The organism is Nonomuraea sp. NPDC050451, from assembly GCF_044458585.1.
This window is the reverse complement of record NZ_JBITHZ010000008.1, coordinates 249,925-274,483: the sequence shown is the minus strand read 5'-3', so window position 1 is coordinate 274,483 and position 24,559 is coordinate 249,925. Positions and strand designations below refer to the sequence as shown.

Genomic DNA, 24,559 nt, shown 5'->3' with positions numbered 1-24,559 from the left:
GCCCACGGTCAGGACGCGGCGGCGGGGGTGGCCTCGACGGCCGAGGCGGGCGCGTTCTCCGGGAAGTGGCAGGCGACGCGGTGGCCGCTGGCCAGCTCCTCCAGCGGCGGCTCGACCGTCTTGCAGATCTCCTGCGCCTTCCAGCAGCGGGTGTGGAAGCGGCAGGCGGGCGGCGGGTTGAGCGGGCTGGGCACGTCGCCGGTCAGCCGGATGCGCTCGCGCTCCTTGCGCGCCTTGGGGTCGGGCACGGGCACGGCCGACAGCAGGGCGTTGGTGTACGGGTGCATCGGCGCGCTGTAGAGCCGCTTGCGGTCGCCGATCTCCACGATCTTGCCCAGGTACATGACGGCCACCCGGTCGCTGATGTGCCGCACGACCGACAGGTCGTGGGCGATCACGACGTAGGTGAGGTCCAGCTCGTTCTGCAGGTCTTCGAGCAGGTTGACGACCTGGGCCTGGATGGAGACGTCGAGCGCGGAGACCGGCTCGTCGGCGATGATCAGCTTGGGCTTGAGCGCGAGGGTGCGGGCGATGCCGATGCGCTGCCGCTGCCCGCCGGAGAACTCGTGCGGGTAGCGGTTGTAGTGCTCGGGGTTGAGCCCGACCAGGGCGAGGATGTCCTGGACGGCCCGCTTGACGCCGTGCTCGGTCTTGACGCCCTGGATGCGGAACGGCGCGCCGACGATGGTGCCGACCGTGTGGCGGGGGTTGAGCGACGAGTACGGGTCCTGGAAGATCATCTGCATGTCGCGGCGGAGCGGCCTCAGCTTGCCCTGCCCCATGTGCGTGATGTCCTCGCCCTCGAAGACCACCTTGCCGGCGGTGGGCTCGAGGAGCCGGGTGACCAGCCGGCCGGTGGTGGACTTGCCGCAGCCGGACTCCCCCACCAGGCCGAGCGTCTCGCCCTTGAACACGTCGAAGCTGATCCCGTCGACCGCCTTGACGGCGCCGACCTGCCGCTTGAGCAGGCCCTTCGTCACGGGGAAGTGCTTCTCCAGGCCCTGTACGGAAAGAAGCGGCTCGTTCTTGGGCTCGGTCACTGGGTCTCCAGCAGTGGCTTGATCTCGTTCTCCCACAGCTCCCGCCGCTCCGTCCGGTCCATGTGGCAGCGCACCAGGTGGCCGCCCTGGGTCTGGAGCAGGTCCGGGACCTCGGACTTGGCCTTGCCTCCGGTCCGCTCCACGTAGGGGCAGCGGGGGTGGAAGGCGCAGCCTCGCGGCACGTTGATCAGCGACGGCGGGGAGCCCTTGATCGGCAGCAGCCGTTCGGTGGGCTCCCGGTCGAGCCGGGGCATCGATCCCAGTAGACCCCATGTGTAGGGATGCTCGGGACGGTAGAAGATGTCGTCGGTGCTGCCGTACTCGATGCACTTGCCCGCGTACATGACCAGGATGTCGTTGGACAGCTCGGCCACCACGCCCAGGTCGTGGGTGATGATGATCAGCGCGGAGTTGAACTCGCGCTGCAGGTCGACCATGAGGTCGAGGATCTGGGCCTGCACGGTCACGTCGAGCGCGGTGGTGGGCTCGTCGGCGATGAGCAACTCGGGGTCGCACGACAGCGCCATGGCGATCATGGCGCGCTGGCGCATGCCGCCGGAGAACTCGTGCGGGTAGGAGTCGACGCGGCGCTGCGGCTCGGGGATGCCGACCCGGCCGAGCATGTCGATGGCGTGCTTCTTCGCCACGGCCTTGGTGACCTTGTGGTGGATGCGGTACGCCTCGATGATCTGGTCGCCGACCGTGTAGAAGGGGTGCATCGACGACAGCGGATCCTGGAAGATCATCGACATCTTCTTGCCGCGCAGCCCCCGCACGTGCTCCTGGGAGGCGCCGACGAGTTCCTCGCCGTCGAGCCAGATCTCCCCGGAGACGTTGGCGCCCTTGCCCTTGTGCAGGCCGAGGATGCCGAGGCTGGTGACCGACTTGCCGGAGCCGGACTCGCCGACGATGCCGAGCGTCTTGCCGCGTTCGAGGTCGAACGTCAGCCCGTCGACGGACTTGACCAGGCCGTCGTCGGTCGGGAAGTGGATCTTGAGGTCCTTGACCTGCAGGAAAGCGCTGCTGTGCTTGATGGTTCGCTCGCTCACGCCAGCCTCACCCTCGGGTCCACGACCGCGTAGAGCAGGTCGACGATCAGGTTGGCCACGATGATGAAGGCCGCCGCCACCAGGGTGACGCCCATGACCTGGGGCAGGTCGTTGCGCTCGATGGCGTCCCTGGCGTACTTGCCGATGCCGGGCAGCGAGAACGTGCTCTCGGTCAGCACCGCGCCGCCGAGCAGCAGGCCCAGGTCGAGGCCGAACATGGTCAGCACCGGGGTGAGCGTGGCTCTCAGCCCGTGTTTGAGCACCACGGCCCGCTCGGGCAGGCCCTTGGCTCTGGCCGTGCGTATGTAGTCCTCGGACATGGTTTCCAGCATGCCCGCCCTGGTGAGCCGGGCGTAGCCGGCGGCGTACAGGAAGGCGAGCGTGATCCAGGGCAGCATCAGGTTGTTGGCCCAGGTGAACGGGTCCTCGCTGAACGGCACCCAGTCGGCGACGTCGCCGACGAGGCCGAGCTGGTCGCGGAAGATGGCCAGCGACACGATGCCGGTGAAGAAGATCGGCAGCGACACGCCGGCCAGGGCGACGCCCATGGAGAGGCGGTCGAAGAAGCTGCCGCGCCGCAGCGCGGACACCACGCCGGTGGACACGCCGAAGACGACCCACACCACGGCCGCGCCGAGCGCCAATGACAGCGTGATCGGTATGCGGTCGAGCAGGTCGGGCAGGACGGGGTTCTGCGTGACGTACGAGTAGCCGAGGCAGGGCGCCGGGCACAGCTCGACGCCGGGACCGTAGTTGCGCTCCACGCCGACGAAGATGCCCTTGACGAACCGCCCGTACTGGACCAGGAGCGGGTCGTAGAACCCCAGCCGGATCGCCGTGTCGTGGATGACCTGCTCATTGGCGGCCTTGCCGACGTACCGAGAGGCGAGGTCGTCAGCGGACATCCCAGCGAGCCGAGGCACGAGGAAGAAGATGGCGAACGTCGTGATGCTCACCACGAAGAGCAGCATGACGGCCGCTATCAACCGTCTGAGAATGTATGTGAACACTGATCTCGGCCATGGCGGCCGGGCCTCGTGAGCCCGGCCGCCGGAGCCTTCACCTGCTTTCGACGTACGTGTCCGGCGGGGTCGCCTGACCGATTACTGGGTGCTCAGCGTGAGGTACTCGTACATGCCCCAGTTCTGGCTGACGAAGACGTTCTTCAGCGTCGGCGGCCGGTAGAACAGGCCGTGCGCCCAGACGTAGGGCAGGATGAACGCCGAGTCCATGACCTGCTTGTCGACCTGCGCCCAGATGGCGTTGCGCTTGGCGGCGTCGGTCTCAGCGGCCGCCTGGTCGATGAGCTCGTCGATCTTCGGGTCCTTGACGCTGAGGTTGGTGTTACCGGCGTCGCGGATGACACGGCTGTCGACGATCTGCTGGAAGAAGCCGAAGCCCTCGGGGTAGTCGGCGCCCCAGCCGTAGACCATGAGGCCGAGGTTGTTCTTCTTGGCGAAGTCGGGCTTGCCGGCGTACAGCTTGAAGTAGTCGCCCTGCGGGTAACCCTTGATCTCCAGCTTGATGCCGACGCGGCCGAGCGACTGCTGCAGCGACTCGGCGGTCAGCTTCTCGGCGGCGCGCTCGTTGCGGTAGGAGATGGTGGTGCTGAAGCCGTTGGGCTGGCCACAGGCCGCCAGCTCCTCCTTGGCCTTGGCGACGTCGCCGGTCGGGTTGGCCTCGACGCCGTACGGGTCGATCTTCTGGTAGCCGGTCATCTTCGACGGCATGAGGCTGAGCGCGACGTCTCCACCGGCGTCGGGGCCGCCGTAGGCGCCCTGGAGCGCGGAGCGGTCGGCCGCGTACATCACGGCCTTGCGGCAGTGGATGTTGTCGAACGGCTTGACGTCACCGTTGATGTTGGTGAACCAGGTCCGGTCGATCGCGGCCGAGTCGGCGTACTGCTTGACCTTCGGGTCCGTCAGAACCGTCTTGCGGGCGTTGGCCGCCACGCCGGTGCTGTTGATCTTGACGTCGATCTTGCCGGACAGCAGACGCTGGTCGAGGTCGTCCTCGTTCTGGCCGAGCAGCACCTCGACGGAGTCGTTGAGCTGCTTGCGGTTGGGGTCGGTGGCCGGGTCCCAGTTGGGGTTCTTGACGAGCTCGATGCGCTTGGTGAGCTCGTGCGACTTGAACATGTAGGGACCGGTCGAGACCGGGTGCTCCTTGTACTTCGAGCCGGTGTCCTTGGCCTCGGGCACGGGGGCCGTCTGCGGGAGCATGGCGAAGTAGTCGAAACCGCCGTACGCCTTCTTCAGGTGGAAGACGATGGTGGAGTCGTCGGGCGTCTCGACGGCCTTGAAGTCGTCAAGCTTGCCCTTCATCTTGTACGGGCCGGTGTAGCCCTGCACGTCGAGCCAGTCGTTGAAGTAGGTCGGGCCGCTGGGCAGGATGTCCTTGTCCAGCGAACGGGCCACGGCGTACTTGACGTCCTTCGACGTCACCGGGGTGCCGTCCTCGAACTTGATGCCCTTGCGCAGCTTGTACGTCCACGTCTTGCCGCCGTCGCTGGGCTTGCCCAGGTCCTCGGCCAGGTCGCCGACGAGCTGCAGGCCCTCCTCGCCCGGCACCGGCTTGAACATGGTCAGCGCGCGCGTGTAGAGGCGCGAGAAGTTCCACGCGTAGCCGTAGTACTGGTCACCCGGGTCGACGGAGTCGAAGTCGCCCGGCATGCCCATGTGCAGGGTGCCGCCGGTCTTCTCCGACGGGTTGACGACCTGCGTGACGCCCGCGTTGTACTGGCTCGCGGGCTTGTCGTCACTGCCGGTGCCGCTGGTGCTCTTGGCACCGCCACCGCCGCCACACGCCGAGACGACCACGGCGAGAGCGGCGGTCATCGCCACTGCCGACGCCTTTGATCTTGTCTTCATCGACCTGACACACCCCTTGTATCTAGGAGTTGAGAACTTGCTGAAAACTCACGAGGGCTATCGGGCCTTGGGGTCGAAGGCGTCCCTGAGGCCGTCACCGAGCAGGTTGAACGCCAGCACGGTGATGAAGATCGCGAGACCGGGGAAGATCATGAAGTTGGGCGCCACCTGGTAGTTGTGGACGGCGTCCGACAGCATGCCTCCCCACGTGGGAGTCGGCGGCCGCACACCCACGCCGAGGAACGACAGCGCGGCCTCGAACAGGATGTTCGAGGGGATCAGCAGCGTCGAGTAGACGAGGATCGGCGCCAGGAGGTTGGGCAGGACCTCCTTGAACAGGATGGTGTGGTTGCGCGCGCCCAGGCTCCTGGACGCGTCGACGAACTCCCGTTCGCGGAGGGACAGCGTCTGACCTCGGATGATGCGGCCGATATAGGGCCAGTTGAAGAACCCGATGATGAACACCAGCAGGCTGATCCTCAGCGTGTCGCCCGACAGGCCGAACGCCTTGTCGGGGATGACGCCGGCCAGCGCCAGCGCGAACACCAGCAGCGGGAAGGCCAGGAAGATGTCCATGAGGCGGCTGATGACGGTGTCGACCCAGCCGCCGAAGAAGCCGGCGATCATCCCGAGGACGGTGCCGAGGAACACGCACAGCAGGGTCGCGAAGAACGCGATCAGCAGCGAGATGCGGGCACCGTACAGGACGCGGCTGAACAGGTCGCGGCCCGAGTCGGGCTCCACGCCGAACAGGAAGTCGCTGCTGATGCCGCCGAAGGCGCCCAGCGGGGCCCCGATGGAGGGGTCGAGCTTCTCCCGGTGCCACTCGCCCGGCGGGTGCCCGAACCACGACACCAGAAGCGGGGCGAAGACGGCGATCAGGATGAGCAGCACGATGACGATGCCACCGGTCATCGCGATGCGGTCGCGCTTGAGGCGCATCCACGCGATCTGCCCCAGGGAACGTCCCCTGATGACCGAGGTCTCCGCCCCCTCAAGAACGGTCTCCGGCCCTGCTTCGATGGCCGATCCCGGAACATCGAGCGGTGCGGTCATGCCAGTAGCCCCCTGGATTCCAGACGACATCGTCCGTGTCGGCGCGGTCCCGGTCAGGGTAGTGCGCCCATGAGTGCGGGGTCCGCGCGTCGCGGCCCCAGGAGGCAGAATCTATGGCCTGAGCTGGTGTGACTAGTCCCTCTGTGCTCTATGTGGCTCAACTGTGATTGACCAGAAACTCATTCGTATCGATCTTGAGGAGAATGTCTACGAGTCGTCCCGGTTGCGTCTCGGAACTGTGACACAGCCGATTTCGGCCGTGGATTCAGCTGATGCCACGCTTTTTGAGCAGCGCCTCGATATCGGAGAAATCGTCCTCGGCCTTGGGAGTTTGCTTCGGAGCGACGGCGGGCTGCTGTGGTTTGGGGGCGGTTTTGTTCGCTGAGGGCTTAATCTCGGGAGCCTCTCCGGGGTTCTTCTTCCTGAAGCTCGCCAGCTTCCGCCCGCGCATGACACCCGAGGCGACGAACAGCACCGCCGACAGCCCCGCCACGGCGACACCCGCCCAGACGAAGGGGTTGAACACCAGGCCGGTGACGAACCCCACGATGGTCGTGCCCACGGTCCACAACATCTGCAGCGCGCCTGTCAGATAGGCCGCCGCCGGCAGCAGTGCCCATGCCGCGACCCGCATGCCCGAGGCCGCTCCCCTGCGCCTGAAGGCCAGGAAACTGAGCACCAGGCCCAGCAGGGTCAGTCCGGCGCACAACGGCAGCCAAACGGTCGGATTGAGCATCGCGCCACCCCTCGTATCGACTACATCTCCATCCTGGCACGCGAAACGCCACCCGCCCCTCCTCCGCAAGAACCACTTGCCCCTTAGGGGTCGGGGCCTCACCCCGGGGCCGACGGTCGCGGGCGGTCGCCGTGGTCAGCAACGTCCCGGCAGGACGGCATCACCACGGCCCGTCCCCGCCTCCCGGGGCTGATCGCACCGCGCCCCTGCAAGCCGAAGTACGGACGTCGCTGCCGCCACCCTTGCGCGGCTCGCGGATGGGCGGGTCAGCAGGATGTGCGAGGACCGGAGGCCGCTCCCTGGGACGCGGCGTTCGTCGCCCTGCCGACCGTAGAAGCGCCCTCTACCGGCATGACGTCGCCCTCGGGCCCTGGCTGGGCCTCAACGCTGCCGGACCGAACCCGGTGACGCGGAGCCCCCACCTCCCATACGGAGTTCGCCGTACGTTGCCCGATCTAGGCGCTTCCCACAGGAGATGAGGCGTCGCCAGCCTGCTTGGCGCACAGGTCCCGGATGGCGGTGACGTTCGGATGCCAGGGCCGAGCTCTCGGGCCGGTCAGGACGAGCCGGCGTTCCAGACTGGGTCTCGCAGCCGGAGGTGGTGGCCGGCAGCGGGTCTACCAGCAGATCAGCCAGCTCCTGATCTCGACAGGGGGAAGCTGCTCGCGGTCCTCGTCTCCCTGGGTCTTTCGCCCACACCGCCGCCGCCAGAGAGCCCATGCGCACGCTGGCCACGTGACCCACCACGCTTGCTCACTGGGCGGTGCCGCTGGCTTCGCAGGTTCTGTGCCGCCTCTCAGCACCGTGATGGACGCCCTCGCCGACAGCGCCTATGTCCGGCGCCGGTCTGCTGCCTACGGACTCGAAGCCATCGCGCGATCCGATCCGGAAGTCGCCCACGCGGCGCTTGAGGCCGCCCACACGAGCGCCGCAGTTGCAGGGCAGATCTGGGTGACCGTTCCGCCGACGACCGGGCACGGGTGTTGTCCGGTCTGTTGCGGCTGTGGTCAGGCTTGGGAGGGTGAGGGCGTATGGGGCGGGGTCAGAGCGTGATGAGGGCGCGGAGGTCGGCGACGGTGATGTGCTCCAGGGACGAGACCACCAGTCGGCCGGGGGCAGGGTCGATGGCCAGCAGGCTCGGAACGGCCACCACCGCGCAGCCCGCCGCCGTCGCGGCCGCCACGCCGTTGGGAGAGTCCTCCAGCACCACGCACCGCACCGGCTCCACCCCGAGCAGCCGCGCAGCCGTCAGGTAAGGCTCAGGGTCAGGCTTGGTACGCGTGACGTCGTCCGCCGTGACCACGACGTCGAACCGGTCACGCCCCACGCTCTTGAGCACCGCCTCCGCGATCTCCTTCAGCGACGAGGTGACCAGCCCCACGGGCACCCCCTCGTCCCGCAGCGCCTCGAGCAGCTCCAAGGCGCCCGGCATGACGTGGACGCCCGCCGTCAGCCGCCGCACCATCCCGCCGGTCATCCACTCCCGCACCATCTCGGCGGGTACGTCGGACCCCGACACGGCCAGCATGTAGTCGACCGTTCGCTCCATTGACCCGCCCACCAGGTGGACCTGGTGCTCGGGCGTCCACTGGGCGCCGAGCCTGGCCATCACGTCGGTCTCGATCTCCAGCCAGACCCGCTCGCTGTCGACCAGCAGGCCGTCCATGTCGAAGAAGACCGCTTCCATGCATCCCCCGATCGGTAGTGTTTGCCCGCCATTGTCCCTGTCCCGCCTGGCGCGCGGACAGGCCGCCCCCGGCACTGCCCTGTCCACTCGCCCAAGCCGCCCGCGTCACCCAGGCCGAAGCGACCTCCCGCAGGCATCGCCAGCCCTCAGCTCGCTTCCGGCCCAGCGCTACGGCAGCGCCGCACGAGTCACCTCGGCCAGGTGGCCTGTCCTGCCTCCCGTCCGGTGGGCGGCGGGTCGCTGGGAGCCAGGCGCTGGGCGTCCGTCCGCTGGTCGTCCGTCCACGGTCGTCCGTCCGCTGGGCAGTGAACGGCGAACCGGCTCGGTGCCGGGCGCCCCTCCCCGCCGCCAGTGAGCGCCGGTGGGATGGCGGGCCGGGGAGCCACCGTCCGCCCGCCGGGCGTGAGCGGCCGACGAGCGGGCGTGACCGACGAACGGGGTGCGGCCGGCACCCGGGTGCGGCCGACACCCAGGTGCGGCCAGCAGGCGGGTGCGGCCGACGAGCGGGTACGGGCAGCAGGCGGGCACGGGCAGGCGGGCGGATGTGGGTCAGACGTTGAAGTATTTGGCCTCGGGGTGGTGGGCGACCAGGGCCGAGGTGGCCTGCTCCGGGTGGAGCTGGAACTCCTCCGACAGCGACACCCCGATGCGCTCGGGATTGAGCAGCTCGAACAGCTGCTTCTGGTCCTCCAGGTTGGGGCAGGCCGGGTAGCCGAACGAGTAGCGGCAGCCCTGGATGTTGACCTTGAGCATGTCGTCGAGCGACTCCTCGCCGCCGATCGCCCACTCCGAGCGCACCCTGGCGTGCCAGTATTCGGCCAGCGCCTCGGTGAGCTGCACCGACAGGCCGTGGAGCTCGAGGTAGTCGCGGTAGGCGTCCTTGGCGAACAGCTCGGCCGTGGCCTCGGAGATCTTCGAGCCCATGGTGGCCACCTGGAAGCCGACCACGTCGACCTCGCCGGAGTCCTTGGCGCGGAAGAAGTCGGACAGGCACAGGTGGCGGTCGCGGCGTTGGCGCGGGAACGTGAAGCGGGTGCGCTCGCTGCCGTCGTCGTCGAGGATGATCAGCGAGTCGCCGTCGGAGACGCACGGGAAGTGGCCGTAGACGACGGCCGCCTCCAGCAGGCCCTCGGTCTGGATGCGGTCGAGCCACATGCGCAGCCGCGGCCGCCCCTCGAGCTCGACGAGCTCGTCGTAGTCGGGCCCCGAGCCGCCCCTGGTGGGCTTGAGCCCCCACTGGCCGAGGAACAGGGCGCGCTCGTCGAGGAAGGCGGCGTACTCGGTCAGGGAGATGCCCTTGACCACGCGGTCGCCGTAGAAGGGCACCGCGGGGATGGGGTTGTCGGCGGCCACGTCGGAGCGAGCGGGCAGCTCCTCGACGGGCGTGCGCTGCAGCACCGCGCCGGTCTTGACGCGCCGCTCGCGCAGCGGCGGCAGCGTCGCGCCTGCCACGCCGCGCTTGACGGCCATGAACGAGTCCATCAGCCGCAGCCCCTCGAACGCGTCGCGCGCGTAGCGCACCTCGCCCTCGAACAGCTCGGCCAGGTCCTGCTCGACGTAGGCGCGGGTCAGGGCGGCGCCGCCGAGCAGGACGGGGTATCTCTCGGACAGGCCCCTGGAGTTCATCTCCTCCAGGTTTTCCTTCATGATGACCGTCGACTTCACCAGCAGCCCCGACATGCCGATGACGTCGGCCTTCTGCTCGTCGGCGGCCTCGAGGATGGCCGAGACCGGCTGCTTGATGCCGAGGTTGACGACCTGGTAGCCGTTGTTGGACAGGATGATGTCGACGAGGTTCTTGCCGATGTCGTGCACGTCGCCCTTGACGGTGGCCAGCACGATGCGGCCCTTCGACTCGCCCTCGACCCGGTCCATGTGCGGCTCGAGGTGGGCGACGGCGGCCTTCATGACCTCGGCCGACTGCAGCACGAACGGCAGCTGCATCTGCCCGGACCCGAACAGCTCGCCGACCGTCTTCATGCCGTCGAGCAGCACGTCGTTGATGATCTCGAGGGCGGGCCGCTGCTCCAGCGCGGTGTCGAGGTCGGCCTCCAGGCCCTTGCGCTCGCCGTCGATGATGCGCCGCTTGAGCCGCTCCCACAGCGGCAGCGCGGCCAGCTCCTCGGCCTTGCCGGCGCGCAGGGCGGCCGCGTCGACGCCCTCGAACAGCTCCATGAACCGCTGCAGCGGGTCGTAGCCCTCGCGGCGGCGGTCGTAGACCATGTCGAGCGCGACCTGGCGCTGCTCGTCGGGGATGCGGGCCATCGGCAGGATCTTGGAGGCGTGCACGATGGCGGAGTCGAGCCCGGCGTTGACGCACTCGTTGAGGAACACCGAGTTGAGCACCATGCGGGCGGCCGGGTTGAGGCCGAAGCTGATGTTGGACAGGCCCAGCGTGGTCTGCACGCCCGGGTAGCGGCGCTTGAGCTCGCGGATGGCCTCGATGGTCTCCAGGCCGTCGCGCCTGGTCTCCTCCTGGCCGGTGGCGATGGGGAAGGTCAGGCAGTCGACGATGATGTCCTCGACCCGCATGCCCCAGTTGGTGGTCAGGTCCTCGACGAGGCGGCTGGCCACGCGTACCTTCCACTCGGCGGTGCGGGCCTGGCCCTCCTCGTCGATGGTGAGCGCGACGACGGCCGAGCCGTGCTCGCGTACGAGGCGCATGATCTTCTGGAAGCGGGAGTCGGGGCCGTCGCCGTCCTCGTAGTTGACGGAGTTGACCGCGGCGCGCCCGCCGAGCATCTCGAGACCGGCCTGCAGCACCGCGGGCTCGGTCGAGTCGAGCATGATCGGCAGCGTGGACGCGGTGGCGAACCGGAACGCCAGCTCCTTCATGTCGGCCACACCGTCGCGGCCGACGTAGTCGACGCACAGGTCGAGCATGTGGGCGCCGTCGCGGGCCTGGTCGCGGGCCGTCTCGACGCAGTCGTCCCAGTGGCCCGCCAGCATGGCCTCGCGGAAGGCCTTGGAGCCGTTGGTGTTGCAGCGCTCGCCGATGGCCAGGTAGGAGGTGTCCTGGCGGAACGGGACCGTCTGGTAGAGCGAGGACGCGCCCGGCTCGGGGTGCGGCCGGCGCGGCGCGACCTGCTTGCCGCGGACGCGCTCGACGACCTGGCGCAGGTGCTCGGGCGTGGTGCCGCAGCAGCCGCCGACCAGCGACAGGCCGTAGTCGCGGGTGAAGGTGCCGTGCGCGTCGGCCAGCTCCGGCGCGCTCAGCGGATAGTACGCGCCGTCGGCCGTCAGCACCGGCAGGCCGGCGTTGGGCATGCAGGAGAGCTTGAGCCGCGAGTGGCGGGCGAGATAGCGCAGGTGCTCGCTCATCTCGGCGGGGCCGGTCGCGCAGTTGAGGCCCACGACGTCGACGCCGAGCGGCTCGATCGCGGTCAGCGCGGCGCCGATCTCGGAGCCGAGCAGCATCGCGCCGTTGGTCTCGATGGTCACCTGCGCGATGATCGGGATGTCGCGGCCGGAGTCTTCGATGGCCCGCTTGGCGCCGATGACGGCGGCCTTGACCTGGAGCAGGTCCTGGCAGGTCTCGATGATCAGCGCGTCGGCGCCGCCCGCGATCAGGCCCGCGGCGTTGTCGCGGTAGGCGTCGCGCAGGACGGCGTACGGCAGGTGGCCGAGCGTCGGGAGCTTGGTGCCGGGGCCCATGGAGCCGAGCACGAAGCGCGGCTGGTCGGGCGTGGACCAGTGGTCGGCGGCCTCTCGGGCTATCCTGGCCCCCGCCTCGGAGTATTCGAAGACGCGGTCGGAGATGTCGTATTCGCCGAGGGCGGCGAGGTTGGCGCCGAACGTGTTGGTCTCGACGCAGTCGACGCCGACGGCGAAGTAGGCGTCGTGGACGCCGCGCACGATGTCGGGCCTGGTGACGTTGAGCACCTCGTTGCAGCCCTCGTGACCGTGGAAGTCGTCGAGCGTCGGGTCCTGGGCCTGGAGCATCGTGCCCATCGCCCCGTCGGCCACGATGACGCGCTGGGACAACACTTCTCGGAAGGACGGGGAGATGCTCATGGGGTAGAGCTTATCGGGTGCGCCTCGAGCCCTACTCGCAAGCGGCCCGTACGCCTGTTCGCTTCGAGCGGGAAATCGGGGCCTCCAGGAGCTGGAGCGTCCCGGTCTGCGGGACCTGGGCGAGCCTGAGGTGAGGGCCGGGCGCTATCGTACCGACTGTCAATTGAACGCCGCGTCCAATTGGGGGTCTCCGTGACCTACCGCACCGTGCTCGTCGGCACCGACGGCTCGGCCTCCTCCTTCCGCGCCGTTTCCGCGGCGGCGTCCCTGGCCGCGGCGACCGGCGCCACCCTGGTCCTGGCCTGTGCGTACCTGCCGATGCGGGAGAGCGAGCGCGTCGCGGCCGCCGACCGGCTGGGCGACCTCGCGTACAAGGTGAGCGGTTCCACCCCGGCCGACGACGCCCTGCGGGCGGCGCGCGGGCACGCTGTGGCGGCCGGCGCCTCCGACGTGGTCCTGGCCGCCGAGCAGGGGGATGCCGTGGACGTGCTCGTCTCGCTGGCCGCCCGGCACCGCGCTGACCTGCTGGTGGTGGGCAATCGCGGGCTCAACAGCCTGGCCGGGCGGCTGCTCGGCTCGGTGCCGTCCGCGGTCTCCCACCGCGCCGCCTGCGACGTCCTGATCGTCCACACGACCGACGGCCGCTGACCCGTCCCTTCCTCCCCATTACGCGCACGCGCGCGCGAGGGGCGAGGGGCATGGGCGGGCGTCACCGGCTTCCGTCGCAGGCACGTGCGCGCTGGGGCCCGACGGAAAGGCGCGGCAAGCGCGAGCCCCGGCTCCCGCGGTACCCGCCGGGCGCGAGGGTGGGCGTCGCGCAGGGAGCGAGGTGCCGTCGACGGCGCATAGGGCGGGGCAGCGCAGTGCGCCGCGGGGCGACACCTGGCACAGAGGGCGTGCGGCGAGGTGCTCGTGGCGGGGAGCGTGCCGCGGCGGTGCCCGTGGCCCGAGGGTGCGGTGCGGCATTCATGGCACGGCGGGCGCAGGTGGCGCGGTGCACGCTGCCCCGAGGACGTCGGTGGCGCGGTGCGCGGCCTCGGGACGTGGATGGCATAAGTCACGCGAAGATCACGTATGCGCCGCAGCGATAGATACGTGGCCACAGAGGGCATATCTGGCACATAGAACGGCAGATTGCACACAAGGCGCAGCAACCACAGAGGACGCAAGCCACGCAGAGGGCGCATCCGGCGCAGAGCGGGTGCGAGGAGGCGAAGGGCGCGAGGAGGCGAAGGGCGCGAGGAGAGGGAGTGGGTATGCGGGAGGCGATGAGCGGTGGAGTGCAGGAGCCCAGGGCGGGACCCAGGAGGCATAGGGGCGGCGCGGCTGCGGGGTGCGGGAGAGGTGCGGCGGTCCCAGAGGCGGGCAGCAGCAGAGGCGCCGGCGGTGCAAGAGGCGGGCAAGCGCAGAGGGGCCGGCCGTGCAGGAGGCGGGCAGGCGCGGAGGGACCGGCCGTGGTGGAAGCGGGTGGGTGCGGAGGGACCGGCCGTGGTGGAGGCGGGAGGGTGCGGGAGGGGGGAGGTAGGGATGCGTAGGGCATGGGAATGCGAGAGGCAGGCGGGTGTGGGAGTGCTGGAGGGGTTGCGGGTGCTGGAGGCGGGATAAGGGTGCAGGAGGTATCGGTGACGGCGGCGGTGAAGGGGTTTCGTACGGGTGGGGTGGCGGGCTGGGATGGGTGGTGGGGAGGCGCGGTGAAATGTTCGCCCGAGGGGACGTGGACGGCGCGTTCGCGCTTGAGAGGCGGGTTGCGCGTTCGCAGGGAGATCGGTGACGCCGAGTACTCCCGACCGCATAGGCTAAGCGAGACGATGGAGAGAGGAGGCGACACGTGATAGAGCTCGAAAGGCTCCCCGAGCTCGTAGACCCGGTGCTCATTGCCGCGTTCGAGGGGTGGAACGACGCGGGCGAGGCCTCAAGCGGTGTGATCGCCCATCTCGAGTCCGCCTGGAAGGCCGAGCCGCTGATCGCGCTCGACCCGGACGACTACTACGACTTCCAGGTCACCCGGCCCGTCGTGGAGATGGGCGAGGGGCTGACGCGTTCGATCGTGTGGCCGACGACGCGGCTGCTGCGCGCCCGCCCGCCGGGCCTGGAGCGCGATGTCGTGCTGCTGCGCGGCATCGAGCCCAACATGCGCTGGCGCTCGTTCTGCGCCGACATCATCGAGATCTGCCGGGAGCTGGGCATCGAGCTGGCCGTCATGCTGGGCGCGCTGCTCAACGACTCGCCGCACACCCGGCCCGTGCCCATTCTCGGGGGCGCGACGGACGAGGCGCTGGCCCGTTCGACGAACCTGGAGCTGAGCCGCTACGAAGGCCCGACCGGCATCGTCGGGGTGCTGCAGCACGCGTTCGGCGAGGCGGGGCTGGACGCGATTTCGCTGTGGGCGTCGGTGCCGCACTACGTCGCCCAGCCGCCCAACCCGAAGGCGACGCTCGCGCTGCTGCGCCGCCTGGAGGACGTGCTGGAGATCCCCATGCCCCTGGGCGACCTCGACGAGGAGGCCCGCGCGTGGGAGCGCGGCGTCGACGAGCTGGCCTCGCAGGACAGTGAGGTGGCCGAGTACGTCAAGGAGCTCGAGGAGCGCAAGGACGCCGCCGAGTTGCCCGAGGCCAGCGGCGACGCGATCGCGGCCGAGTTCGAGCGCTACCTGCGCCGCCGGGACCGGGATACTGACAGCTAACCCTCAGGGATAAAAACCGCGAAATTTTCGGGATTACGGGTAATAATCGGGGCCATACAAGATTGCATCAAGTTGGGGCTCCAGATTCAAACCGGATAAATCCAGAAAAATCCCTCGGCTTCGCGCCGTGTTGCCTACTCAACTAACCGCGCACGTTAGGCACGCCATGGCGACTTCCCATGTTGACCCGCACCAAAGAAGTCAGGACACCAGGCGCCGCATCCTCGAGATGGCCGTCTCCCTCCGGGAGGACCGCACCGGCGGCTCCGTGGACCACTTCCTCGCGCTGCTGCAGGACCGCCTTCCGTTCTGGCTGAGCATTCTTCACGATCTCTCCTATCGCATCGGAAAAGGGTGCGTAGCGGACAACCTTCTCCCCATTGCCCGAGCGGGCATTAATTACTACATCGACGTACAGAGTGCGGCACTTCCCGCCTTCACCTCGCCGACCGTGACGGTCCGCTTCCGCGAGGCCGTCCGCGACACAGGGCTGGGGCCGCGCACCGAAGTCGCGCCGCTGGCCGCGTACCTGGCGGCAGAGCAGCGCCTCGGCCGGATCGGGCCCGAGGTGGACCCGGAGGCCAGCGCGCGACTGCTGATCGCGGGCTGCTTCCACCGCGCCTATCTCGAGATGTTCGTCGGCGCCGACGCCGGACCGACACTGGAGGACAGCGCTCGCGAGATCGTCCGCGAGCTGCGCCTCGATCCCGTCCCCGCCTGACAGCGACAGCACCTCGGCCCCGCCCCCGCAGGCGGAGCCGAGGTGTTCGCATGCCCGGCCCCTTGCCAGGAGACTGAACATGCGTTTAGTGTGCTGAACATGTGTTCAGCGCATTCGGACCTGACCGCGCAGGCCAAGATCCGCGACGCGGCCATCGCCCACTTCGCCCGCGACGGCTTCCAGAAGACGAACCTGCGGGCCGTCGCCGCCACCGCGGGCGTGAGCGCCGCCCTGGTCATCCACCACTTCGGCAGCAAGGAGAAGCTCCGGGGCGTCTGCGACGACCATGTGCTCGGCGTGCTGGTACGGCGGGCGCACGAGGCCGGGACGCCCGGCCTGCTGGGCGAGTTCATGGCGAACCCGGAGGAGTACCAGCTCCAGGTGCGCTACATGGTCCGGGCGATCGAGGAGGACACCCCCGCCGCGGGCAGGTTCGTCGACACGCTGGTGGCCGAGTCGGAGACGATCCTGCGCGCCGGGATCGCCGAAGGTTCGGTGCGGCCGTCCTCGGACGTGCGGGCGCTGGCCGTGTTCACCGTGCTGACCAGCCTGGCCACGCTGACCATGGCGCCTCCCCTGACCCGCGCGCTCGGGTACGACCGCTTCGGCCCCGAGGTCCTGCGCCGGATGACGCTGCCCACGCTGGAGCTTTTCACCCACGGCCTGTACGCGGACGACGCGCCGCTGAAGGCGGCCCGGGCCGCCTGGGAGGCCACTCAAGAGAACAGGGAGGAATGACCGATGGCGACCGCGATTCCCGCTCTGACCCCGCTGCAGGAAACCCTGTGGCTGACGCTGTGCGGCAGGGCGCTCGACAACCGCCTGCCCCACCCCGTCCTGGGCGACCGGATGGCCGACGAGATCGTCCGCGAGGTCGGCTACGACTACGGCAAGCTCCGCATCCCCTCCTCCAGCGCGCTCTACATCGCGCACCGGGCCAGGAAGCTGGACGAGATCGCCCAGCGCTTCCTCGCCCGCCACCCCGACGCGATCGGCCTGGACCTGGGGGCCGGCCTCGACAGCCGGGCGCTGCGCATCGCCCCGCCGCCCACCGCCGAATGGCACGACGTCGACTTCCCCGAGGTCGTCGCCGCCCGGCGGCGGCTGCTGCCGGATCGCGCCAGGCCGCACGACATCGCCGCGGACGTCACCGACCCCGCGTGGCTGGACGGCCTGCCCTCCGACCGGCCGGCGGTGATCGTCGCCGACGGGCTGATCGCGTTCCTCCCGCTGGCGGAGATGATCGCGCTGGTCAACCGCCTCATCGACCACTTCCCCACCGGCGAGATCGCCTTCAACGGCTACAGCAGGTTCGCCGTGTGGGCCCAGAAGCGGGTCGCCGTCGGGAAGAACATCGCCGACATCTCCAGGTTCCCGGGCCTCGACGATCCCCGGGAGCCCGAACGCTGGCATCCCAGGCTGAAGCTGGTCAAGGAGATCCTGATGACGCGGGAGCCCGAGGTGGCCGAGTTCCCGACGTGGCTGCGGCTGATGAACCGCCTGACCGCCCCCAGCGCGGCGCTGTCGCGGAAGGGGAACGTGGTTCTCCACTACCGCTTCCAGGGTTAGACTGATTGTCAGTCGTACTGACGATCTGGAGAGCTGACCATGATTCTGATCACCGGCGGGCTGGGCTTCATCGGCACGCACACCGCCCAGGCCCTGCTCGACCTCGGCGAATCCTGCGTGCTCGTGCAGCGCAGGCCCGCCGTGCTGCCCGAGAGGTTCGCGAACGCGCCCGTCGTCGTCGAGCAGGCCGACCTCACCGACGAGGCGGCCCTCCTGGCCGTCGGCGAGCGGCACAAGATCACCGGCATCGTGCACCTCGCCGGCTCCATCCCGTGGCCGCCCGGCGCGTACCAGCCTCTGGAGGGCGCGGACAAGTCCGTCCGCAGCCTCCTGAACGTCTTCCGCGCCGCGAGCGAGTGGCAGGTGGCGCGGCTCGGCCTGGCCAGCACGATCGGCGTGTACGGCGGCGTCACCGGCGAGGGCGCACTCAGGGAGGACCTCCCCCTGCCGATGACCTCACCTCACCCGATCCCGGCGTTCAAGAAGATCGGCGAGCTGCTCGGCGACCATCTGGCCGGCGCCATGGATCTCGACGTGGTCCACTACCGCATCGGCGCCATCTGGGGCCCGCTCGGCCACACCCGGTCGCCGTTCTTCGCCGCGCCCCAGCTCGTGCACGCGGCCGCGCACGGCGTCGAGCCCGACCTGTCCGCGCTGCGCGCCGGCGCGTACGCGGAGGACGGCATCGACCTGTGCTACGTCAAGGACTGCGGCCGGGCCCTGGCCCTGCTCCAGCTCGCGGACCGGCTGGCGCACCGCACGTACAACGTGGCCTCCGGGAGGGCGACGACCAACGGCGAGGTCGCCGCGGCGATCAGGAAGCTCGTCCCCGACGCCCGGGTCGGCCTCCCGGAGGGACGCGACCCCGCCGCGCGGGACACCTGGCTCGACATCACCCGCCTGCGCGAGGACACGGGATACGAGCCCGCCTACGACACCGAGCGGGCGGTCGCCGACTACCTCGCCTGGCTGCGCGCCGGGAACGAGCGTTAGGCGGTCAGCCTCCCAGGGCGGCCAGCCGGCACACCGTACCGTCGATGACCTGGGTGTACACGGCCTCGGTCAGCTCGGCCACGCGCGGCCAGCCGTACCGCTCGCGGGCCCTGAGCGCCCCGGCGGCGGCGAGCTCCGCCCGCTTGCCCGGGTGGTCGAGCACGTCGCTCAGCGCCCTGGCCAGGGCGCGCGGGCGGCGCGGCGGCACCAGGACGCCGCAGCCGGCGACCGTGTCCAGGTGTCCCCCGACCGCCGAGGCCACGACGGGCACGCCGCACGCCATCGCCTCGATCGACACCATGCCGAACGGCTCGTACCAGGGCACCGCCACCAGGACGTCGGCCGAGCGCATGAGCGCCGGCACGTGCTCGCGGGGCACGCTGCCGATCACGTGGACCCGGCGTTCGAGCCCGTACGCCCGCGCCAGCTCGTACAGCCTGACCGCCTCCTCGTCGTCCTCGAGGCCGCCCGCGATCACCAGGTCGGCATCGGGGATCCGGCGCAGCGCCCTGATCACGGTGTCCACGCCCTTGCGCGGCACCAGCCTGCCGATGCTGAGGATCAGCTTGTCGCCCGTGCGCGGCGCCACCGGCCCGTCCGGGCGGAACACCGACAGGTCCACCCCGCACGGCACGACCGCGATGCGCCGCTCGGGGACGCCCATCGCGCGCAGTTCGGCCACCTCGTCGCCGCAGGTGGCCAGCACGGCGTCGGCGCGCCTGCCGATCGCGCGCTCGGTGTCGATCCGGTGGGCGGGGCTGGTGTCGGCGTCGCCCTGCCAGCGCCGCTTGACGGTGCCGAGCGCGTGGAACGTCTGCACCACCGGCACCCCCTCGGCCGCCTGCAGCGCCGCCTGCCCGCTCATCCAGAAGTGGGCGTGGACGACGTCCGGGGGGCTCGCGGCCCAGCGGTCGGCCAGGCGCTCGGTGAACTCGGCCATGTACGGGGGCAGCTCGTCCTTGGGGATCGGGACCGGCGGCCCGGCCGTGACGTACTCGACCGTGACGCCCGGCGCCATGGTCACCGACTCGGGCTGCCGCTCGGAGGTGCGCCGGGTGTGGACGACGATCGTGTGCCCGCGCCCGGCCAGCGCGCGGGCCAGTTCGGCGACGTGGACGTTCTGGCCGCCGGAGTCGACGCCGCCGACCGCCGCCAGCGGGTCCGCGTGCTCGGAGATGAGATCGACCTTCACTGCGTCAGCTCCCTTACTGCCTTGACCACCTGCTCGCTTGTCACGTGGGACAGGCACGGGTGCCCGGGCACCGGGCAGGCGCGCGCCCTGCTTGCGCGGCAGGGCGCCTCCTGGTCTCCGAGCAGCACCGTGGGCACGCCGTACGGGGCCCACCGCGCCGCGGGGACGACAGGGGCGAACAGGCTCACGACCGGCGTGCCGACCGCGGCGGCCAGGTGCGCGGGGCCGGTGTTGCCCGCCACGAGCACGCAGGCGCCGTCGATGACGGCGGCGAGTTCGGCGAATGTGGTCACACCGCCGAGATCGACGGCGACGTCACCGGCCACGTAGGCGGTGAGGTCACGTTCGTTGCCGGTCACGACGACCCGGTGTCCGTCCTGCACCAGCTCCCGTACGGTCCGCCGATGGCGTTCGGCCGGCCAGGTCCGCGCGGGGGCCGATGCCCCTGGGTGCACCACGACGTACGTGCCTTTGCTGCCGGCATCGGCGCCGGCACCAAGCAGGTGCCCCAAATCTCCGGTGATATCCGGCAATGGCCGCTGAACAGCGAGTTTGCCGTCATCGTTCTTCGGCAGCTCGAACCCGGCCGCCCTGGCGACCGCCAGCATCCGCTCCGCCTCGGGCACGTCGACGCTCTCGTCCACGACGTGCCGGACGTCCAGGAGCGAGCCGGGGTAGTCGTTGCTGATGGCGGTGATCCTGCGGACGCCGGCGAGCCTGAGCAGCAGGGCCAGCGGGAGCGCCGACTGGTGGAACGAGGTGAGGATCACCGCCTCGTCGATGCCCGCGAGCCTGCCGACCAGGTCGGCCGCCTGCCCCTTGGTGACGGGCGGCGGGGTGTGGTCGATCCACGGGGCCCGCCATTCGATCACCCGGTCCACGCCGGGCAGCAGCTCGGCGGCCGCGCTGCCGCCCGGACCGGCCAGGAAGACGAGCTCGCGGGCCAGCGTGCGCACGGCCCTGACGGCGGGCCCGGCCAGCAGCACGTCGCCGGCGCCGTCCAGCCGCGCCACCAGCACCCGGCCCCGGTCGTCCCGGCCGCGGTGGCTCACGGTGCGGACGGCGGTCCTCCTCGCCGACGCGCGCGACATGGTTCTCATCCTCCGACGCGGGGTCGTACCGCACAGCACCGCTCCCGGCATTCGACCGCTCGTCGCCGCCTGTGCGCGCGGGCACCAGGTGGCGGCCGGATCATGGAAGATCGCGTCGATGCCGAGAAACCTCACCGTTCCCCCTCACAGGCCGGGAACCGCTACCGAGAGGAGCGATGCTCAAACCTTCCCCACGGCATTGAGCTGCGCAAACAGGAGAAACGGCCTGGAGTTGGTCACGTTGAGTAGTTGTTTGCCTGGTTAGGCGCCGGGTAGCTGGCGGACACGCGACGGAGGTGGAAGGTGTTCGAAAAGCGACGTCCCGGCGCGGTGCTCTTCGACCGGGACGGGACCTTGATCAGGGACGTGCCGTACAACGGTGACCCGGACCTCGTCGAGCCCATGCCGGGCGCGGTGGAGGCGGTGGCCAGGCTCAGACGGGCCGAGGTGCCGGTGGCCGTGGTCACCAACCAGTCCGGCGTGGCCAAGGGCCTGCTGTCCCCGGACGACATGGACCAGGTGAACGCCCGGGTGGAGGAGTTGCTGGGCCCGTTCGACGCGTGGGCGATCTGCGTGCACGACGACGCCGACGGCTGCACCTGCCGCAAACCGGCGCCCGGGCTCGTGATCAGGGCCGCCGCCGTGCTGGACGTGAGCCCCCGCGACTGCGTGGTCGTGGGGGACATCGGCAGAGACATGGAGGCGGCCAGGGCCGCCGGGGCCAGGGGCATCCTGGTCCCCACTCCGCAGACCCGGCAGGAGGAGATCCTGGAGGCCGCCGAGGTCGCGGACGACCTGATCGACGTCGTCGACCTCGTGCTCAGCGACGCGGAGGCACCCGTGCCGGCCATCAGCGCGCCGTGGGCCCGAGCTCTGGGTTGGAGCCGCTGGTGAGCCGGCGGAGGTATGAGAGCAGGTCGACTGGGTAGGCGCGAGCAACATGATGATGCTCGACTGGACCCGCAGGGCCGCCTGCCTCGACCTGGACCCGGAATTGTTCTTCCCGATCTCGATGGAAGGGCCGAGCCAGTCGCAGGCCGAACGGGCCAAGCATGTGTGCGCCGGCTGCCCCGTACGTGAACCTTGCCTGGAGTACGCGCTGACCACGCGCCAGGCGCACGGCGTGTGGGGCGGCACCGACCCGCAGCAGCGCAGGGAGCTCGCCCTGCGCTCGGCCGCCTGACCGACCTCCCGGCTCAGCCGGGCAGTGCCGCCGCGAGGAAGCGCTCCCGCTCGGCCGCCTCCAGGTGGTCGCTGAACAGCACGCCATCGAGATGGTCGACCTCGTGCTGCAGCACCCTGGCCAGCACCCCCAGCGCGCGAACCGTCACAGGCTTGCCCAGCATGTCACGGCCACGCGCTGTGACCATGTAGGAACGTTCCAGTGGCCACCACACCCCGGGCGCCGACAGGCACGCCTCGTCGGCCGTGACCCGCCGCTCCGACAGCTCGAGGCGGGGGTTGACCAGATGGCCGGACTTACCGTCGTAGGAGTAGACCACCACCCGTACCGGCTCGCCCACCTGCGGCGCCGCCAGGCCCGCGCGGCCGGCGCCGGCGCGCATGGTGACGGTCAGCGCCTTGACCAGGCGCCGCAGCTCCCGGTCGAAGTCTTGGACCGGCTCCGCGACCGAACGCAGCACCGGATCGTCGAACGTGCGAATAGGCCGGACCGTCACCCGCAACTCCCCGATAGGCCACGTCGTCACCGTTGACGTTTCCCGTGACCGCGCCTCGCCAATCCCTGAGGACCCGCCTTGTAGCACAGCGGTAACAGAGGAGACCCGTGGGTGAAACCACCCGAAAGCAGTATCGGAGGGTGATCTCACTTGCGTCACACGTGCCTGTGATGCCTGGCCGGGTGCTCGGGGCCCGGCCAGGCATCTTCGACTACCTGGAGGTGCCGGCATGAGCGTGCTTGCCCTTGAGGGCGGGTCTTCCCCGGAGACGGCCCCCGACGCCCTGTCGGGCTTCACGGTCGGCGTGACCGCGACGAGGCGGCGCGAGGAGTTCGGCGCGCTGCTGGAGCGGCGCGGCGCCCGGGTGGTCAGCGCCCCCGCGATCCGGCTGGTCCCGCTGGCCGAGGACGCCGACCTGCTCGCCGCGACCCGGCTCAGCCTGGCGGGGCCGCTCGACGACGTGGTGGTCACCACCGGCGTCGGCTTCCGCGGGTGGATGGCCGCCGCCGAGGGCTGGGGCCTGTCGTCCGACCTGGGCGAGCACCTGGCGAACGCGCGTCTGCTGACCCGCGGCCCAAAGGCCCGGGGTGCGGTCCGCGCCGCCGGCCTCAACGACCACTGGACGCCCGCCACCGAATCGTGCCAGGAGGTCAAGCAGTACCTGCTCGACCAGGACCTGCGCGGGCGGCGCATCGCGGTGCAGCAGCATGGCGAGCCGCTCAGCGACTTCGTGGCGGACCTGCGCCAGGCGGGGGCCGAGGTGATCGAGATCCCGGTCTACCGGTGGCTGCCGTACCGCGACATCTCGCCGCTGCGCCGCCTCATCAGCCAGACGGTCTCCGGGGCGGTGGACGCGGTGGCCTTCACCAGCGCGCCCGCCGTGCACGCGATGCTGGGCGCGGCCCGCGCGGAAGGGCTGGAGGAGTCGCTGCTGTCGGCGTTCAGCGGGACGGTCGTGGCCGCCTGCGTCGGGCCCGTCACCGCCGAGCCGCTGACCTCGCGCGGCGTGCCCACACTTCAGCCCGAACGCTCCCGCCTCGGCGCGCTCGCCCGCGCCCTGGCCCGGCACCTGCCCGAGCACGGGGTGACCCGGCTCGTGGCGGGCGATCATCGGCTGGAGATCCGCGGCCACGCGGTGGTGGTGGACGGCGAGCTGCGCCCGCTGCCCCCGGCGCCGATGGCGGTGCTCAAGCGCCTGGCCGACAAGCCGGGTCACGTGGTGTCCCGCGCCGACCTGCGTACCGTGCTGCCCGGCAGCGTCGCCCGCGACTCGGCCGAGCACGCGGTGGAGATGGCGATCACGCGGCTGCGGCGGGCGCTCGGGCCGAGCGGGATCGTGGAGACGGTGGTCAAGCGCGGCTACCGGCTCGCCTGCCAGTACGAGGCGGGACAGTGATCGAACGTACGGCCACGCTCGTCCTGGCCGCGCACGGCACGCGGAGTGCCGCCGGGGAGTCGACCCTGTCGGCCCTGGCGGAGGCGGTCAGGAGGGCCCGTCCCGGGCACCGGGTCGAGCTGAGCTACCTCGAGATCAGCTCGCCCCTGCTGTCCGACGTGCTGCCCGCCGTCCGCGGGCCCGTGGTCGTCGTCCCGCTGCTGCTGGCGGGCGGCTACCACGCCCACATCGACCTGCCGGAGGTCATCGCCTCCCGCCGCCCCGACGCCGTGGTCGCCGGCTGGCTGGGGCCGCACCGGCTGCTGACCTCGGCGCTGGTCCGCAAGCTGGCGCGCGCCGGGCTGCGCGCCACGGACGCGGTGCTGCTCGGGGCCGCGGGCTCCTCCGACCCGTCCGCCCTCGCCGACGTCCGCGCCGCCGCCCACCGGCTTGCGGTACGCCTGGCCCGGCCGGTCACGGCCGCCTTCGCCTCGGCCGGGTCGCCGTCCCTGGAGGAGGCCATGGAACGGCTCGGCTCGACCCCGGCCGCCCGGGTGGCCATCGCCTCGTACGTGCTCGCGCCCGGCCACTTCCACGACCGGCTGGCGTCGGCGGGGGCGGGGCTGGTGAGCGATCCGCTCGGTCCGGACCCGGACGTGGCGGCCCTGATCTGGCACCGCTACGACACAGCCCTCACCAGGCGCCACACGCTCGCCCGGCGTTCACCCGGCCTGCACCGGGCGTCCCTGTAACGGAGGTTGCGGCTTTCGGCGGGGCCTGACCGGTTTTCGGCGCCCCGCCGTT

The 24,559-nt window shown here is 70.5% G+C and carries 21 protein-coding genes; 10 read left to right on the top strand and 11 right to left on the bottom strand.

Annotation, left to right across the window (positions count from 1 at the left end):
- Positions 1-8: 8 nt before the first annotated feature.
- From ACIBI9_RS26215 to metH, 8 genes are all read right to left on the bottom strand, one after another.
- Positions 9-1,040 (bottom strand): ABC transporter ATP-binding protein, encoded by a 1,032-nt coding sequence (locus ACIBI9_RS26215; protein ID WP_397225188.1) that lies wholly within the window; start codon positions 1,038-1,040, stop codon positions 9-11.
- Positions 1,037-2,089, bottom strand: a complete 1,053-nt coding sequence (locus ACIBI9_RS26210; protein ID WP_397225186.1) for an ABC transporter ATP-binding protein — start codon at positions 2,087-2,089, stop codon at positions 1,037-1,039. The genes ACIBI9_RS26215 and ACIBI9_RS26210 overlap by 4 nt, the downstream gene beginning before the upstream one ends.
- Positions 2,086-3,099, bottom strand: a complete 1,014-nt coding sequence (locus ACIBI9_RS26205; RefSeq protein ID WP_397225184.1) for an ABC transporter permease — start codon at positions 3,097-3,099, stop codon at positions 2,086-2,088. Before ACIBI9_RS26205 ends, ACIBI9_RS26210 begins: the two co-directional genes overlap by 4 nt.
- Before the next feature lie 93 nt (positions 3,100-3,192).
- Complete coding sequence (locus ACIBI9_RS26200) at positions 3,193-4,959, bottom strand: ABC transporter substrate-binding protein (RefSeq protein ID WP_397225182.1); 1,767 nt, start codon at positions 4,957-4,959, stop codon at positions 3,193-3,195.
- 57 nt (positions 4,960-5,016) lie between these two features.
- Positions 5,017-6,015, bottom strand: coding sequence for an ABC transporter permease (locus ACIBI9_RS26195; RefSeq protein WP_397225180.1), 999 nt, complete (start codon positions 6,013-6,015; stop codon positions 5,017-5,019).
- 265 nt (positions 6,016-6,280) lie between these two features.
- The gene (locus tag ACIBI9_RS26190; protein WP_397225179.1) at positions 6,281-6,751 is read right to left on the bottom strand and encodes a cellulose synthase; all 471 of its coding nucleotides are present in this window, start codon (positions 6,749-6,751) and stop codon (positions 6,281-6,283) included.
- A 1,042-nt stretch (positions 6,752-7,793) separates the two neighbouring features.
- Positions 7,794-8,438 carry an HAD family hydrolase gene (locus ACIBI9_RS26185; protein ID WP_397225177.1) on the bottom strand — a complete coding sequence of 215 codons (645 nt, stop codon included), beginning with the start codon at positions 8,436-8,438 and terminating at the stop codon, positions 7,794-7,796.
- A gap of 549 nt (positions 8,439-8,987) precedes the next feature.
- A complete protein-coding gene (gene metH, locus ACIBI9_RS26180; protein WP_397225175.1) occupies positions 8,988-12,452 on the bottom strand; it encodes a methionine synthase in 3,465 nt (1,154 codons plus the stop codon).
- A gap of 192 nt (positions 12,453-12,644) precedes the next feature.
- Here metH and ACIBI9_RS26175 point away from each other — a divergent pair, with 192 nt between their 5' ends.
- From ACIBI9_RS26175 to ACIBI9_RS26150, 6 genes are all read left to right on the top strand, one after another.
- The gene (locus tag ACIBI9_RS26175; RefSeq protein WP_397225173.1) at positions 12,645-13,100 is read left to right on the top strand and encodes a universal stress protein; all 456 of its coding nucleotides are present in this window, start codon (positions 12,645-12,647) and stop codon (positions 13,098-13,100) included.
- A gap of 1,180 nt (positions 13,101-14,280) precedes the next feature.
- Positions 14,281-15,135 (top strand): PAC2 family protein, encoded by an 855-nt coding sequence (locus ACIBI9_RS26170; protein WP_350735337.1) that lies wholly within the window; start codon positions 14,281-14,283, stop codon positions 15,133-15,135.
- 229 nt (positions 15,136-15,364) lie between these two features.
- A complete protein-coding gene (locus tag ACIBI9_RS26165) occupies positions 15,365-15,856 on the top strand; it encodes a hypothetical protein (RefSeq protein WP_397225171.1) in 492 nt (163 codons plus the stop codon).
- Between the two features lie 99 nt (positions 15,857-15,955).
- Positions 15,956-16,594: a TetR family transcriptional regulator gene (locus ACIBI9_RS26160; RefSeq protein WP_397225169.1), complete on the top strand. Its 639-nt coding sequence runs from the start codon at positions 15,956-15,958 to the stop codon at positions 16,592-16,594.
- 3 nt (positions 16,595-16,597) lie between these two features.
- Positions 16,598-17,425 carry a class I SAM-dependent methyltransferase gene (locus tag ACIBI9_RS26155; protein ID WP_397225167.1) on the top strand — a complete coding sequence of 276 codons (828 nt, stop codon included), beginning with the start codon at positions 16,598-16,600 and terminating at the stop codon, positions 17,423-17,425.
- A gap of 39 nt (positions 17,426-17,464) precedes the next feature.
- Positions 17,465-18,418 (top strand): NAD-dependent epimerase/dehydratase family protein, encoded by a 954-nt coding sequence (locus ACIBI9_RS26150; protein WP_397225165.1) that lies wholly within the window; start codon positions 17,465-17,467, stop codon positions 18,416-18,418.
- 4 nt (positions 18,419-18,422) lie between these two features.
- Here the strand turns inward: ACIBI9_RS26150 and ACIBI9_RS26145 are convergent, their stop codons facing one another.
- Both ACIBI9_RS26145 and ACIBI9_RS26140 read right to left on the bottom strand, forming a co-directional pair.
- The gene (locus ACIBI9_RS26145) at positions 18,423-19,610 is read right to left on the bottom strand and encodes a glycosyltransferase (protein ID WP_397225164.1); all 1,188 of its coding nucleotides are present in this window, start codon (positions 19,608-19,610) and stop codon (positions 18,423-18,425) included.
- Positions 19,607-20,701, bottom strand: coding sequence for a glycosyltransferase family 9 protein (locus ACIBI9_RS26140; RefSeq protein WP_397225162.1), 1,095 nt, complete (start codon positions 20,699-20,701; stop codon positions 19,607-19,609). Before ACIBI9_RS26140 ends, ACIBI9_RS26145 begins: the two co-directional genes overlap by 4 nt.
- Positions 20,702-21,004: 303 nt before the next feature.
- Between ACIBI9_RS26140 and ACIBI9_RS26135 the strand changes: the two genes are divergently transcribed.
- Complete coding sequence (locus tag ACIBI9_RS26135) at positions 21,005-21,595, top strand: D-glycero-alpha-D-manno-heptose-1,7-bisphosphate 7-phosphatase (protein WP_397225160.1); 591 nt, start codon at positions 21,005-21,007, stop codon at positions 21,593-21,595.
- Between the two features lie 46 nt (positions 21,596-21,641).
- The gene (locus tag ACIBI9_RS26130; RefSeq protein WP_397225158.1) at positions 21,642-21,884 is read left to right on the top strand and encodes a WhiB family transcriptional regulator; all 243 of its coding nucleotides are present in this window, start codon (positions 21,642-21,644) and stop codon (positions 21,882-21,884) included.
- 13 nt (positions 21,885-21,897) lie between these two features.
- On the opposite strand, the gene ACIBI9_RS26125 is transcribed toward ACIBI9_RS26130, so the two are convergent.
- Complete coding sequence (locus tag ACIBI9_RS26125) at positions 21,898-22,410, bottom strand: peptide deformylase (RefSeq protein WP_397225156.1); 513 nt, start codon at positions 22,408-22,410, stop codon at positions 21,898-21,900.
- Between the two features lie 199 nt (positions 22,411-22,609).
- Here ACIBI9_RS26125 and ACIBI9_RS26120 point away from each other — a divergent pair, with 199 nt between their 5' ends.
- Together ACIBI9_RS26120 and ACIBI9_RS26115 are read left to right on the top strand one after the other, a co-directional pair.
- Positions 22,610-23,776, top strand: coding sequence for a uroporphyrinogen-III synthase (locus tag ACIBI9_RS26120; protein ID WP_397225154.1), 1,167 nt, complete (start codon positions 22,610-22,612; stop codon positions 23,774-23,776).
- Positions 23,773-24,507 (top strand): sirohydrochlorin chelatase, encoded by a 735-nt coding sequence (locus ACIBI9_RS26115; protein WP_397225152.1) that lies wholly within the window; start codon positions 23,773-23,775, stop codon positions 24,505-24,507. The genes ACIBI9_RS26120 and ACIBI9_RS26115 overlap by 4 nt, the downstream gene beginning before the upstream one ends.
- Positions 24,508-24,559: the final 52 nt, after the last annotated feature.

Bases quoted from the DNA above. Each gene is read 5' to 3' on its own strand.
- ACIBI9_RS26190 (WP_397225179.1), bottom strand. From the start codon at position 6,751: ATGCTCAATCCGACCGTTTGGCTGCCGTTGTGCGCCGGACTGACCCTG.
- ACIBI9_RS26165 (WP_397225171.1), top strand. From the start codon at position 15,365: ATGGCCGTCTCCCTCCGGGAGGACCGCACCGGCGGCTCCGTGGACCAC.
- ACIBI9_RS26155 (WP_397225167.1), top strand. From the start codon at position 16,598: ATGGCGACCGCGATTCCCGCTCTGACCCCGCTGCAGGAAACCCTGTGG.
- ACIBI9_RS26200 (WP_397225182.1), bottom strand. From the start codon at position 4,959: ATGAAGACAAGATCAAAGGCGTCGGCAGTGGCGATGACCGCCGCTCTC.
- ACIBI9_RS26185 (WP_397225177.1), bottom strand. From the start codon at position 8,438: ATGGAAGCGGTCTTCTTCGACATGGACGGCCTGCTGGTCGACAGCGAG.
- ACIBI9_RS26130 (WP_397225158.1), top strand. From the start codon at position 21,642: ATGATGATGCTCGACTGGACCCGCAGGGCCGCCTGCCTCGACCTGGAC.
- ACIBI9_RS26150 (WP_397225165.1), top strand. From the start codon at position 17,465: ATGATTCTGATCACCGGCGGGCTGGGCTTCATCGGCACGCACACCGCC.
- metH (WP_397225175.1), bottom strand. From the start codon at position 12,452: ATGAGCATCTCCCCGTCCTTCCGAGAAGTGTTGTCCCAGCGCGTCATC.
- ACIBI9_RS26195 (WP_397225180.1), bottom strand. From the start codon at position 6,015: ATGACCGCACCGCTCGATGTTCCGGGATCGGCCATCGAAGCAGGGCCG.
- ACIBI9_RS26140 (WP_397225162.1), bottom strand. From the start codon at position 20,701: ATGTCGCGCGCGTCGGCGAGGAGGACCGCCGTCCGCACCGTGAGCCAC.
- ACIBI9_RS26120 (WP_397225154.1), top strand. From the start codon at position 22,610: ATGAGCGTGCTTGCCCTTGAGGGCGGGTCTTCCCCGGAGACGGCCCCC.
- ACIBI9_RS26160 (WP_397225169.1), top strand. From the start codon at position 15,956: ATGTGTTCAGCGCATTCGGACCTGACCGCGCAGGCCAAGATCCGCGAC.